General features: G+C 56.1%; 15 protein-coding genes and 1 tRNA gene. 13 read left to right on the forward strand and 3 right to left on the reverse strand.

What is annotated here, in order from left to right; all coding sequences use genetic code 11:
* From ACOYNV_RS21815 to ACOYNV_RS21850, 8 genes are all read left to right on the forward strand, one after another.
* Positions 1-497 (forward strand): hypothetical protein (locus ACOYNV_RS21815; protein WP_422901920.1); only part of this gene is annotated, 497 nt, incomplete at its 5' end.
* Positions 494-709, forward strand: a complete 216-nt coding sequence (locus ACOYNV_RS21820; RefSeq protein WP_422901921.1) for a hypothetical protein — start codon at positions 494-496, stop codon at positions 707-709. The genes ACOYNV_RS21815 and ACOYNV_RS21820, both read left to right, overlap by 4 nt.
* Entirely contained in the window at positions 706-951 is a 246-nt protein-coding gene (locus ACOYNV_RS21825) for a hypothetical protein (protein WP_422901922.1), read from the forward strand. The genes ACOYNV_RS21820 and ACOYNV_RS21825 overlap by 4 nt, the downstream gene beginning before the upstream one ends.
* Positions 948-1,157 (forward strand): hypothetical protein, encoded by a 210-nt coding sequence (locus tag ACOYNV_RS21830; protein WP_422901923.1) that lies wholly within the window; start codon positions 948-950, stop codon positions 1,155-1,157. The genes ACOYNV_RS21825 and ACOYNV_RS21830 overlap by 4 nt, the downstream gene beginning before the upstream one ends.
* The gene (locus tag ACOYNV_RS21835; RefSeq protein ID WP_422901924.1) at positions 1,154-1,432 is read left to right on the forward strand and encodes a hypothetical protein; all 279 of its coding nucleotides are present in this window, start codon (positions 1,154-1,156) and stop codon (positions 1,430-1,432) included. The genes ACOYNV_RS21830 and ACOYNV_RS21835 overlap by 4 nt, the downstream gene beginning before the upstream one ends.
* Positions 1,433-1,777: 345 nt before the next feature.
* Entirely contained in the window at positions 1,778-2,032 is a 255-nt protein-coding gene (locus ACOYNV_RS21840; RefSeq protein ID WP_422901925.1) for a hypothetical protein, read from the forward strand.
* Positions 2,029-2,448 carry a hypothetical protein gene (locus ACOYNV_RS21845; protein WP_422901926.1) on the forward strand — a complete coding sequence of 140 codons (420 nt, stop codon included), beginning with the start codon at positions 2,029-2,031 and terminating at the stop codon, positions 2,446-2,448. Before ACOYNV_RS21840 ends, ACOYNV_RS21845 begins: the two co-directional genes overlap by 4 nt.
* Positions 2,445-2,615 (forward strand): hypothetical protein, encoded by a 171-nt coding sequence (locus ACOYNV_RS21850; RefSeq protein WP_422901927.1) that lies wholly within the window; start codon positions 2,445-2,447, stop codon positions 2,613-2,615. Before ACOYNV_RS21845 ends, ACOYNV_RS21850 begins: the two co-directional genes overlap by 4 nt.
* A gap of 177 nt (positions 2,616-2,792) precedes the next feature.
* On the opposite strand, the gene ACOYNV_RS21855 is transcribed toward ACOYNV_RS21850, so the two are convergent.
* Positions 2,793-3,806: a tyrosine-type recombinase/integrase gene (locus tag ACOYNV_RS21855; protein WP_422901928.1), complete on the reverse strand. Its 1,014-nt coding sequence runs from the start codon at positions 3,804-3,806 to the stop codon at positions 2,793-2,795.
* A gap of 141 nt (positions 3,807-3,947) precedes the next feature.
* Positions 3,948-4,031: transfer RNA gene (locus ACOYNV_RS21860), tRNA-Leu, on the reverse strand.
* Positions 4,032-4,612: 581 nt separating this feature from the next.
* Here ACOYNV_RS21860 and ubiA point away from each other — a divergent pair.
* On the forward strand, positions 4,613-5,506 hold the full coding sequence (gene ubiA / locus ACOYNV_RS21865; RefSeq protein ID WP_422901929.1) for a 4-hydroxybenzoate octaprenyltransferase: 894 nt from the start codon (positions 4,613-4,615) through the stop codon (positions 5,504-5,506).
* Entirely contained in the window at positions 5,503-6,993 is a 1,491-nt protein-coding gene (ubiD, locus tag ACOYNV_RS21870; protein WP_422901930.1) for a 4-hydroxy-3-polyprenylbenzoate decarboxylase, read from the forward strand. Before ubiA ends, ubiD begins: the two co-directional genes overlap by 4 nt.
* Positions 6,994-7,306: 313 nt before the next feature.
* On the opposite strand, the gene dacB is transcribed toward ubiD, so the two are convergent.
* The gene (dacB, locus tag ACOYNV_RS21875) at positions 7,307-8,743 is read right to left on the reverse strand and encodes a D-alanyl-D-alanine carboxypeptidase/D-alanyl-D-alanine endopeptidase (protein WP_422901931.1); all 1,437 of its coding nucleotides are present in this window, start codon (positions 8,741-8,743) and stop codon (positions 7,307-7,309) included.
* A 62-nt stretch (positions 8,744-8,805) separates the two neighbouring features.
* On the opposite strand from dacB, the gene ACOYNV_RS21880 reads away from it, so the two are divergent.
* The 3 genes from ACOYNV_RS21880 to ACOYNV_RS21890 all read left to right on the forward strand — a co-directional run bounded on the left by ACOYNV_RS21880 (position 8,806) and on the right by ACOYNV_RS21890 (position 11,635).
* Positions 8,806-9,369, forward strand: coding sequence for a PilZ domain-containing protein (locus ACOYNV_RS21880; RefSeq protein ID WP_422901932.1), 564 nt, complete (start codon positions 8,806-8,808; stop codon positions 9,367-9,369).
* Positions 9,370-9,635: 266 nt separating this feature from the next.
* Positions 9,636-9,950, forward strand: a complete 315-nt coding sequence (locus tag ACOYNV_RS21885; RefSeq protein WP_422901933.1) for a DUF485 domain-containing protein — start codon at positions 9,636-9,638, stop codon at positions 9,948-9,950.
* Positions 9,947-11,635, forward strand: coding sequence for a cation acetate symporter (locus ACOYNV_RS21890; protein WP_422901934.1), 1,689 nt, complete (start codon positions 9,947-9,949; stop codon positions 11,633-11,635). The genes ACOYNV_RS21885 and ACOYNV_RS21890 overlap by 4 nt, the downstream gene beginning before the upstream one ends.
* Positions 11,636-11,761: the final 126 nt, after the last annotated feature.

Below are 11,761 nucleotides of genomic sequence, written 5' to 3' on the forward strand. Positions count from 1 at the left end.
GCTTCAGCAAGCCGAAGGACAACGACCCTGTGCAGGAACTCTACCCACACCCCGCGCCACCCGTATGCAAGAGCCAGATCAAACGACTCTACGTGCAGATGTGTGGTGAGGGATTCCCTGAAACTGACAACGTGATTAGGGAGGACAGGGAGTTTCTTGCTCACTACTCAGCTTCATTAGACGCATTCTTTGAACTAGACAGAGAGGCGTCAATATTGATTGGCGGGACTAGGATTCATGATCGTGGCGAAGCCGCGATGAAGGAGTTTTTTGCTGAAGGCGGCGAAGCAGAGAAGATGATTTCTGGACTTGATGTTATCCCTACAACGATGATTGTAAAGCAGGATCGCGCTCCAGAAGGCTACGTTCTTGTGCCGATTAATCCGGCAAAGGACGCCTTAAAAAAATGTGAGGCAATGGTGAAAATGCAGCAGATGTATTGTTCTCCAGAAGACTTGTATGCAATGTTTATCGAAGCCGCGAAGGAGAAGCCATGAAAATTGATATTAAACGAGCAATCGAAGTTCTTGCTGCTTGTGGTTTTGAATGTGATGAGATTACAAAACCAGAGATTCCGGGAGGTTTCGTGTTGGTTCCGATTGATCCGACTCCTGAGATGTGTGCAGTCATCCGCAATGAGCATGATATTTACGGGACCGCACAGGAGTTGTACGCAATGGTGCTCGAAGCAGCAAAGGTGACGCCATGACCTGCGACGAAATACTTGAGATTGCCGGATCGGTGTATCGGACTCACAGCATAGACATGAAGCCGGGCTATGTGAAACGGGCGCGGATTGATTTCGCCAGACATATCGAGGCGGTGACCATCGAACGAGCCGCAAAGATGTGCGAAGAACGCGGGGAGCGTAACCGGGTTTCCTCAGGAAAACCAAACGGCGACCGAGACGAATTCTACTGTGCCGATGATATACGGCGGATGACGCCATGATCCCCACATGGAATGAACGGTGCAAGACACACCCGAATCACGTTGGAGTAATAACCAGCGACATGATTCGGCAGAGGATGCAGGAAGAAATCGACGCGCTACGGGTTGTCGTAATTGCGGCTGAGAACCTGATCGCACAGAAGGGCAGGCACAACACGCAGATTGCTTACAAGCGACTGGTTGAAGCATTGAAAGTGACGCCATGACCACCGACGAACTGTTCGACGGAAGCGATGCGCACTTGCTTGGCGACGAAGTATTTCCGACAAGCACAGAACTGGTGAAAGTCATTGGCAGCATCGGCCATGACGGCGAATGCTGTAAAGGCCGCGAGAAGGACAGGATGGACGCAGCCAGGTATCGGTGGCTGCGCCTCTGCACAAGCATGTCGACGGAAGAAATCGCTTCGATAGCGAACTACGCGGGGACTGAGTTTGATGCATCTATTGACGCGGCCATGCAAGCGGAGATAGCGCCATGACCATCGATGATCGAATCGCAGAAGTCATTGAACGTGACGGCGATTCCATGAGCTACAAGCCAGTAGCAGTCTCAGTACCAGTAACGTGCCAATGGTGCGGAAACATTGCACTGTGCAGCCCGAGCAAGGGCGTGTGGTGCTGGTATTGCAGTAAATATAGGAAAGATAAATGAAGCTCAACGGATGCCACAACACCAAGCGCAAAGACAGTTACGCAGCGCCTGATCGTCGCTACTTGCTTCACGGTAGCTTTGTAATGGTGTGCAAGTTCATCACGGACACCATGAGCAAAGACTGCAAATATGATCGGCGAGATACTGATACCGGATGCAAAGGATGCACGAAATGAATGTCAACGAAGCCCTGCAATGGGCAGATAGCAATTCACAGCCCGAGGCGATCGCCCGGATGAAGTCACGCGCTGCGGTATCGGTATTGGCGCATGAAGTTCGCCGACTGCAACTTTACGCGCCAGCACAGCACCGAGACGGTTCCGTTATATCCGCAGCGATTGCACCGTCAAACTTTGCCTTCTTCGGTGTCGAGGCGGACGAGGAATTCGCAGCGAGTGGCAGGGAATATATCGAGGTGACGGAATGAAACCCATAGGATATTTGCACCCATACGGGGTTTCCGGTCTGAAACAGGCGCGAAAAAGTAAACTTGTTAATTGGGGAACCGCGTGCCACCCAACTCCCGAAGCTTGGGGGATCAAAAACGATCCTGTAAAGCCTGTCCCTGTTTTCCTGGCAGAAGAAATGGATACAGCTAACTGTGAGTCTGTGTCGTATCAGGCGCAAGCCGACGCTTGGAGGTCGCTGCTGGAATGGGCGATGGGCGGCGAATCGAACGCCGACGGCGAAGCCAGACGGTGCTACGCACAAGCCATGATCGAAGGAACAGAGTTTGAGGACTGGTACGAAGGTGTATCTGGAAGAGAACAGGGATACAACATGCCGCCGCCTGCAATCTTGATGGTGTTGAGGCCGTATTTGCTCGGGAGTGTGACGGAATGACCGCCAAAGAACAGCAGCGCATGGCTCGCCTCGAAGCCGAGAACGACATGCTACGGGAGCGTAACGGGCAGCACCTTCGCATCTACGGCGACATGCTGATTGAAATGATCGAGTTGAAAGCAACGCTATCGCTTGTGGGTAGCGCGATAAATGGAGATGGGGAATGAACGCTGAACTACACGCGGTAGCAGTAGCCGCAGTCAGGCACTACGCAGAGAGTCACCCACGGCCTCCTCACGTTACCCAGCAACAAGCCACTGAAATGCTTGGGTGCGGACTGGCAAAGGTGCGCTCATTGATACGATCAGGAACGCTCAGGCTTAACGCTTGCGGACAGATACCCGTTATCGAGATTGATCGGGCTTTGTCGGCTCGATCATCTTCGTAATATCTGATGCCGTTGGATTGTAATAAATCAGGGCCATACTGGTTGATTTCCAGCCGAATATCTTGCACAGGGTCAGGTTATCTACCTTCCTCGCCAACCACGTAGCCGCCGTGTGCCGGCTATCGTGGAATGTGAACATTCCGTGCATGCCTGCCCTGTCTCGGTACTTGCGAAACATCGCATCAAGCGTTTGCGCCTTCAGGCCGAACACATGCAAGTCATCCCAATCCCCCATGTTTTTTATTATTCGTACCGCCTTCGACGTTAGCGGAACATCACGCGGCGTTGTCTTCGTATCAAGCAGAATGCAGTAGTCCGCTCTTATCCTGTCATGCGTTAGATTGCATATCTCTTTCGCCCGCATGCCGGTGCGCAAGGCCAGCAAGAATGCTCCAGCCACCGACTGCGATACTGTCCTGCATTCTTTCCCCGGATGGTAGCCAAGCGATTCAAGCATCTTTCGTATTTGCGAGCGTGTGATTGTTGTATTCCGGTGATCTGGCTGGCGAGGCTTGCGCACATCACGGATTGGATTTGTTTTAATCCAGCGCCATTCCCGGCGAGCCGTTTCAAATATTGGCCCAAGTAAAGTAAAGTCACGCAGAACAGCCCCGGATGAAACTGTTTTTAATCGAATGTCTCGCCATTTCGATATATGCTCAGGCTCAATTTCAGCGATGTTCATATTAGAAGGGAAATTCTCATCCTTTTCCCATGCGGTCATTCGCTTTAATTCAAATGCTTCTCCTTTTTTAGTAGGCGAGACTTCCTCCCCATATTTACTCAGCGCCTCCCCAAGTGTGTGAGTAACTGGCTTCTGTGGATCATGCTCGCCGCTGTGCAATTTGATTTCAAGTTCTGACGCCCAGGACGCAGCCTCGCGCTTGGTCCTGAAACTGGCAGAATCGCGCCGCCCTTTGACGGATATTTGTGCACGGTAGCCCTTCGCGGTCTTGGTAATCGACGCCATGAGTAATTTGTGAGTAATTTCTGAGTGAAACGGAGTAAAGATTACGCAGATTGAACCTGTTTCTACTTTTTGACAACCTGCGAAACCCCTTATTTCGCAAGCAATCGAAGGTTAAACGTGCGTTTGAATACTATCTGTTGATGCCCGGAACCGGAATCGAACCGGTACGACCTTCCGGTCGAGAAATTTTAAGTCTCTTGTGTCTACCTATTTCACCATCCGGGCTGTCGCTGGCGATTATACAGACCATCGCGACACAGGATTAGAAAAGGAAAAAGGGAAGTGCAAATTGCACTTCCTTTTTTATTTTTGGAGCGGGAGAAGAGTCTCGAACTCAGTAATATATTTGGGCTCCTTGTTGGGATTCGAAGGGGCCAGGGCCGCATTAATTGCATTTGCTATCTTTGCAACCATGCCCCGTCGCCCGCTTTTCGTTGCTTTTGGTTGTTGAACATCATGGCTGGCGGTCGTGGTGTTGAATTCGTACGGATTCCTGGTCAAGCCCGGGATGGCGAATCGAAGCACCGGTTAATGCTCTGTAAGGCTCGCCAATAGACGTTCTGCAATTATGCATGGCTGACCTCAAATGAATACGCCATTCTTCAGATGTGTGGTCTGTAGAGTGCCTGTTCATGAGCTCTGCAGGGCGTTATGCCGGAACGCTCTTGTCGAAATGGCAGCCAACCAACCCATTGCGTGGTTTCTTCAGCAAGGCTTGCCATGTTCCAACTTCCCATGGGTGCTCGCCTCTTTCCACTAGTGTTGCCATACTGTCGCCTTCTCGAATCCGATTACTGTGGCGCATATTGGCAACCTTTCAACAAATACGCGAAAAGCTCGATCTGTACGAGCGCTTGATGCGGCTCGACAAGCCGATCGGCATTCTGCTCCTGCTTTGGCCAACACTCTGGGCGCTGTGGTTTTCCTCGCTTGGGCGGCCGGACTGGATAGTGGTCTGGATTTTCGTGCTGGGCACGGTACTGATGCGCTCGGCCGGTTGCGTGATCAACGATCTGGCCGACCGCAACTTTGATCCGCATGTGGCGCGCACCAGGGAGCGCCCGCTGGCTTCCGGCAAGGTCTCGCCAAAGGAAGCGCTGATCCTGTTCCTGGGGCTGGTGCTCTGCGCTTTCTGCCTGATTCTGCCGTTCCGCAGCTGGTACATGGTCGGCCTGTCGGTGGTGGCGCTGTTTCTGGCTGCCAGCTATCCGTTTACCAAGCGTTTTTTCGCCATTCCGCAGGCCTATCTGGGCGTGGCATTCGGCTTTGGCATTCCGATGGCTTACGTCGCCCATCTCGACAGCATCCCGCTGGTGGCGTGGTGGCTGCTGCTGGCCAACGTCTTCTGGGCGATGGCCTACGATACCGAATACGCGATGGTTGACCGGGAGGACGACCTGAAGATCGGCATCAAGACCTCGGCTATCACCTTCGGTCGCTTCGATCTGGTCGCCGTGATGCTGTGCTATGCGATAACGCTCGGGCTGATCGCCTGGGTTGGCTATCAACTGCATATGGGCTCGGTGTTTTACGCCGGGCTGGTGGTTGCCGCCGGGATCGCCGGTTATCACTTCACGCTGATCCGGCAGCGCGAGCCGGCACGCTGCTTCAAGGCATTTCTGCACAACAACTGGATCGGCGCCAGCATCTTTGCCGGCATTGTGCTGGATTTCATGATTTCTCAAGGAGTTTTGCGATGAAATATCACGATCTGCGCGATTTCATCGCACAACTGGAAAGCATCGGCGAACTCAAGCGCATTGGCGTCGAGGTCGATACGCGCTTCGAGATGACCGAAATCTGTGATCGCGTGCTGCGTGCGGGCGGTCCGGCGATTCTCTTTGAAAAGCCGAAGGGCGCCTTGGGCAGGACTTCCATCCCGGTGCTGGCCAACCTTTTTGGCACGCCGCGTCGCGTGGCCTTGGGCATGGGGCAGGAGTCGGTCGAGGCGCTGCGCGAGGTCGGCAAGCTGCTCGCCTACCTCAAGGAGCCGGAGCCGCCAAAGGGTTTGAAGGATGCCTGGGACAAGCTGCCGATCCTCAAACAGGTGCTCAACATGGCACCCAAAGTGGTGTCGTCGGCGCCGTGTCAGGAGGTGGTTTGGGAAGGACAAGACGTCGATCTTTCGCGTCTGCCGATCCAGCATTGCTGGCCGGGCGACGTAGCGCCGCTGATTACCTGGGGGCTGACGGTGTCGCGCGGGCCGAACAAGACGCGGCAGAATCTCGGCATCTATCGGCAACAGGTAATTGCTCAGAACAAGGTGATCATGCGCTGGCTGGCGCATCGCGGCGGGGCGCTCGATTTCCGCGATCACTGCCTGAAGAATCCCGGCCAGCCGTTTCCGGTGGCGACGGTGATCGGCTGCGATCCGGCGACCATTCTCGCGGCAGTGACGCCGGTGCCGGACAATCTCTCAGAATACCAGTTCGCCGGCCTGCTGCGCGGCGGCAAGACCGAGGTCGTCAAATGCCTCGGCGAGTTGCAGCGCAAAGCCGATTTGCAGGTTCCGGCCTCGGCCGAGATCGTGCTGGAGGGTTATATCGATCCGACGGAAACGGCGCTCGAAGGCCCCTATGGCGACCACACCGGCTACTACAACGAGCAGTCGAATTTCCCGGTATTCACCATCGAGCGCATCACCATTCGCAAGAATCCGATCTACCACAGCACCTATACCGGCAAGCCGCCCGACGAACCGGCGATGCTCGGCGTGGCGCTGAACGAGGTTTTCGTGCCGCTGCTGCAGAAACAGTTTCCAGAGATCGTCGACTTCTACCTGCCGCCGGAAGGCTGCTCGTATCGTCTGGCAACAGTCAGCATCAGGAAGCAGTATCCCGGCCACGCCAAACGCGTGATGTTCGGCATCTGGTCATTCCTGCGCCAGTTCATGTACACCAAGTTCATCATCGTCGTCGATGACGACGTGAATGTCCGCGACTGGAAGGAAGTCATCTGGGCCATGACGACGCGCGTCGATGCCGCACGCGATACGCTGATCGCCGAGAACACGCCGATCGACTACCTCGATTTTGCCAGCCCGGTAGCCGGCCTCGGCAGCAAGATGGGGCTGGACGCGACCAACAAGTGGCCCGGCGAAACCAGCCGCGAGTGGGGAACGCCGATTGTCATGGACGCGGCGGTCAAGCAGCGCGTCGAAGCGATGTGGCAGGATCTGGGGCTGTGATGCGTGGCGTTGGCCTGCAGGGTACGTAGAACGGGCGTCTTCAGCTTTATATCCGGGGAAGCCAATGTTTACGCGGCTCTCCAGCCATGCCATTCCGAGATCGCCTATTGACGGGTGTTGCAGGGCGGTGACTGCGAGCCTGTGAAAATATCAAGAATCCACCGCAGAGGCGCAGAGCCGCAGAGAAAACGCAAAGGAAACCTCATGTCATTAAAGGGTTTCTCTGCGAAACCTCTGCGGCTCTGCGCCTCTGCGGGCGCGTAGCCTGGCCTCGGGCCATAGGGGTTCAGGCATTTCTTCACAGCCTCTGAGATCAGCGCTCCGCCACCCAGCGCAGCAGCGCGTCCATCGCCGGCTTGCCTTGCCTGGACTTCTGGTCATTAATCAGGAAAACAACCACCCAGCGCTTGCCGCTGCTATCCAGCACATAGCCGGCGATGGCCCGCACGCCTTCAAGATAGCCGGTTTTCAAATGCGCGCGACCGCTCGCGGCGCTGTCGCCGAGACGCTTCTTCAAGGTGCCATCGACGCCGGCGAGCGGCAGCGAAGACATCAACTCCGGCATCACCGGGCTCTTCCACGCGGCGAGCAGCAACTGGCTCAGGCCGTCGGCCGAGATATGTTCGCCGCGCGATAGCCCCGACCCATTGTCGAGCACCAGCCCTGGCAGCTTCAATTCCTTGTCGGCCAGCCAGGCTTTGATGCGTCGGCGCGCGCCTTCCGGGGTGGCCGGGCGTTCGGCAGCGAGGGTCAAGAACACCTGGCGGGCCATTACGTTGTTGCTGTATTTGTTGATATCGCGCACCACCTCGCCGAGTGCCGGCGATTCCTGGACGGCCAGCGGGCGCGCGGTTGTTGGTGTCAGACCATCGCGCACCTTGCCGCGCAGGGTGCCGCCAAGTTCGCGCCAGAGCGCGCGGAACAGCCGTTCGACCTGCACGTTGGCTGGCCAGGGCGAGAGGTTCAGCGCCTTGTCGCCGCAGTTGGCCGAGAAGCTGCCGGTGAGTTCAATGCTATCGATGCTTTCGCCATTGACCTTGACCTTGATCCGCTCGCGCCAATCGCCGCAGGCGTCATCGGTAAGTTTCAGGCGGTTGTCGAGGCGCAAATCATCGCTCGGCGTTTCGGCGATCACCTTGACAACCTTCTTCTCGGCGCCCGCGGTCAGGGTCAGGCGCAAGCTCTTGAGGTTGACCAGCAGGGCATCAGGACCGGCGTTGTAAGGGCGCAGCGGCTCATTGTCAAACTCCGCAGCGTCGTGGTTCGGCAGGGCAAACGCACTGCGATCAAGTATCAGGTCGCCGCCGATATCCTTTACGCCGCGTGCGCGCAACTGACGCAGCAACAGCCAGAACTGTTCAAGCGCCAACCGCGGGTCGCCGCTGCCGCGCAGGTAGAGGTTGCCGATTGTCTGGCCATTGAGGGGTGCCAGGTCGGTCAGCGCCTCGGTCTTCCAGGTGTAGGCCGGGCCGAGCAGTTCGAGCGCGGCGTAGGTGGTGACCAGCTTCATCGCCGACGCCGGGTTCATCGCCTGCTGGGCGTTGTGCCAGATGAGGGCCTGGTCGGCATCAACGCCGTGCACTACGACCGCGACGCTGCTCAGCGGAATTCCTCCTTCTTTCAGCGCATTGGCGACTGCAGGCGGCAATTCGGCGCTCAAAACCGCGAGCGGTGACGCCAGAAAAAACAGAAGGGTTGTCAGCAGGAACTTGTCGCGATGTTGCAGAAAGAGTCTGGATAGATGCGCCATGGATTTGCGTTGGATGTAATATGTTCAGGATAAAAAATGATCAAGAACCAGTCAGGGGAATCATGAAAGAGCAACGTCGTCATCAGCGGATTCGCTTCAATGGCCTGCCACGCGTTCGTATCGGGCAATTCGGGTTCGCCGGAGCGGGCGAACTGGAAAACCTTTCCCTCGCCGGATTGATGCTGCGCACCAAGCTTCCGCTCAAAGTGGGCGAAGCGTTCGGTTGCGAGTTTGTCGTCTTCGATTCGCCTCTCATTGACATGCCTGGCGTTGTGGTGAGCAAGATCGGTGACCGGTATGGCGCTCGTTTTCAGGCCGGGCCGATCAGTGAATGGCTGATTCAGGATGCGATCGAAAATGCACTGGCTTCGGGCAAGGCCTCGGTATTGAGTATAAATGAACTGCAGGGGCGCAAGGTGATGCGTATTGCCGGTGGCCTGAACGATGGCTTGCGTACCGATTTCATGCACAGCCTGACCAATATGGGCGTCGACGAGATAGATCTGTCGGAGGTGACCGAGATCGACCGCGCGGGCCTTGAGCTATGCCGGGTTGCAATGGACCAGCACAAGGTCGGGATCGTTCGGCCGTCGCCCTGTGTGCGTGCCTTGATGGCGGGAGGCTAGTCTGGCGGACAGGGGAAAATATTTCCCGCTGAATCAGCATTTTCAAAAGGCTGTCGCGTTAACCCGCAACAGCCTTTTTTCTTGACTCTACGGTGGAGAAAAACATGGCTGCCGCCAATTATTGATGAGTCATTGCTGAACTGAAGACGAGGCAAAATCAATTTATCACCCATGTTGTTGTAAGTGCGGAGTAAGCATTCCAGCTTATTGTGTTTTTCGTAGTTGGTAATATTGGCTCGAAATAACTCTTTCTGGAGGAGACAAAAATGGTTGACGACATAGTCGCGCGGGTCGAAGCGAACCCCAAGTATCACAAGCTGGTCAGCATGCGCAGTTCATACAGCATCAAGATGACGATTCTGGCCATGTTTTTTTATTACGGCTATATCCTGTTGATCGCCTTCAACAAGGAGTGGTTATCCACCAAGATTGGCGCCGGCATGGTGACCTCGATTGGTATCCCGATGGGCGTTGGGGTGATCCTGATCACCATCATTCTCACCAACATCTACGTTCGTCATGCCAATACGGTGTTTGATTCGCTTAACGCCGAGATCATCAAGGAGGCGAACCAGAAATGATGAATAAACTTGTACGCAACAGTTCGGTGCTTTTGCTCGGCTTGCTGGTCGCCGGCGCGGCCATGGCCGCAGGCGCTGATCTCGGGCAAACATCCAAGCAGGCCACCAACTGGGTGGCCATCGGCATGTTCGGTGCTTTCGTGGCGATCACCCTGTTCATTACCAAGTGGGCGGCCAGCAGAACCAAAACGGCGGCTGACTTCTACACTGCCGGTGGCGGCATTACCGGTTTCCAGAACGGACTGGCGATCGCTGGCGACTACATGTCGGCGGCTTCCTTCCTCGGTATTTCCGGCCTGGTCTTTGCCAACGGCTTTGACGGCCTGATCTTCTCGATCGGCTGGCTGGTCGGCTGGCCGGTGCTCACCTTCCTGATGGCCGAGCGTTTGCGCAATCTAGGCAAGTTCACCTTTGCCGACGTCGCGTCCTATCGTTTCGCGCAGAAGCCCACCCGCATCTTCGCAGCCTGTGGCACGCTGGTCGTCGTGGCCTTCTACATGATCGCGCAGATGGTCGGCGCCGGTCAGCTGATCAAGGTGCTGTTCGGCCTCGAGTATCAATACGCGGTGATGATCGTCGGCGTGCTGATGATGTGCTACGTGTTGTTCGGCGGCATGACGGCAACCACCTGGGTGCAGATCATCAAGGCCTGCATGCTGCTCACCGGTGCGACCTTCATGGCCCTGGCCGTGCTCTGGCAATTCAGCTTCAACCCCGAGGCACTGTTTGCCAAGGCCGTTGAAATCCATACCAAGCACGATGCCATCATGGGACCGGGCGCGCTGATCAAGGATCCGATCTCCGCCATCTCGGTCGGCATGACGCTGATGTTCGGTACCGCCGGTCTGCCGCACATCCTGATGCGTTTCTTCACCGTACCTAGCGCCAAGGAAGCTCGCAAGTCGGTGGGCTGGGCAACGACCTGGATCGGTTACTTCTACATCCTGACCTTCATCATCGGTTTTGGCGCTATCGTCCTGCTGACGCAGGATCCGACCGCTTACTACGTCGATGGTGACCTGGCCAAGGGCCTGAAGGGCGGCGGCAACATGGCCGCTATCCACCTGTCCAATGCGGTCGGCGGCAACGTCTTCCTCGGCTTCATCTCCGCGGTGGCTTTCGCCACGATTCTGGCGGTGGTGGCCGGTCTGACGCTGTCCGGTGCTTCAGCCGTCTCACATGACTTGTACGCCACGGTAATCATGAAGGGTCAGGCTGATTCGGCTCACGAACTGCGTGTTTCGAAGATCACCACCATTTGCCTCGGCATTGTTGCGGTGATTCTCGGTATCGCCTTCGAGAAGGAAAACGTCGCCTACATGGTGATGCTGGCCTTCGCCATCGCCTGTTCGGCCAATTTCCCGATCCTCTTCATGTCCGTGCTGTGGAAGGATTGCACCACCAAGGGTGCGGTTACCGGAGGTATTGTTGGTCTGGTCAGTTCGGTTGGCCTGACCATCGCTTCCGCTTCGGTGTGGGAAGCTGTGCTGAAGAATCCTAAGGGTAGCGCATTGTTCCCCTACTCTTCGCCCGGCCTGTTCTCGATGAGCGCTGCTTTCCTGACCATCTATCTGGTTTCGAAGATGGACAACAGTGCGCAGGCTCAGCTTGAACGCTCGCTCTACCCGGCGCAGAAGGTACGCTCGGAAACCGGTCTGGGTTCCAGCAGTTCCTCAGGTCACTAAAAGCAACACATCAAGCCGGTTTATTGGCAAAACGGCTCGGCAGCGAAAGCTTCCGGGCCGTTTTTTTATTACCGTGAAAGTCGCGCTAGCGACTCTCGAACCTCCCCTCGCCCTTTGGGAGAGGGG

It is taken from the genome of Propionivibrio sp. (assembly GCF_049316945.1).
Taxonomy (GTDB): Bacteria; Pseudomonadota; Gammaproteobacteria; order Burkholderiales; family Rhodocyclaceae; genus Propionivibrio.

Excerpts from the sequence above, each read along its gene's own strand:
- ACOYNV_RS21820 (WP_422901921.1), top strand. The coding sequence starts at position 494 with ATGAAAATTGATATTAAACGAGCAATCGAAGTTCTTGCTGCTTGTGGT.
- ACOYNV_RS21825 (WP_422901922.1), top strand. The coding sequence starts at position 706 with ATGACCTGCGACGAAATACTTGAGATTGCCGGATCGGTGTATCGGACT.
- ACOYNV_RS21830 (WP_422901923.1), top strand. The coding sequence starts at position 948 with ATGATCCCCACATGGAATGAACGGTGCAAGACACACCCGAATCACGTT.
- ACOYNV_RS21835 (WP_422901924.1), top strand. The coding sequence starts at position 1,154 with ATGACCACCGACGAACTGTTCGACGGAAGCGATGCGCACTTGCTTGGC.
- ACOYNV_RS21840 (WP_422901925.1), top strand. The coding sequence starts at position 1,778 with ATGAATGTCAACGAAGCCCTGCAATGGGCAGATAGCAATTCACAGCCC.
- ACOYNV_RS21845 (WP_422901926.1), top strand. The coding sequence starts at position 2,029 with ATGAAACCCATAGGATATTTGCACCCATACGGGGTTTCCGGTCTGAAA.
- ACOYNV_RS21850 (WP_422901927.1), top strand. The coding sequence starts at position 2,445 with ATGACCGCCAAAGAACAGCAGCGCATGGCTCGCCTCGAAGCCGAGAAC.
- ACOYNV_RS21855 (WP_422901928.1), bottom strand. The coding sequence starts at position 3,806 with ATGGCGTCGATTACCAAGACCGCGAAGGGCTACCGTGCACAAATATCC.
- ubiD (WP_422901930.1), top strand. The coding sequence starts at position 5,503 with ATGAAATATCACGATCTGCGCGATTTCATCGCACAACTGGAAAGCATC.
- dacB (WP_422901931.1), bottom strand. The coding sequence starts at position 8,743 with ATGGCGCATCTATCCAGACTCTTTCTGCAACATCGCGACAAGTTCCTG.
- ACOYNV_RS21880 (WP_422901932.1), top strand. The coding sequence starts at position 8,806 with ATGAAAGAGCAACGTCGTCATCAGCGGATTCGCTTCAATGGCCTGCCA.
- ACOYNV_RS21885 (WP_422901933.1), top strand. The coding sequence starts at position 9,636 with ATGGTTGACGACATAGTCGCGCGGGTCGAAGCGAACCCCAAGTATCAC.
- ACOYNV_RS21890 (WP_422901934.1), top strand. The coding sequence starts at position 9,947 with ATGATGAATAAACTTGTACGCAACAGTTCGGTGCTTTTGCTCGGCTTG.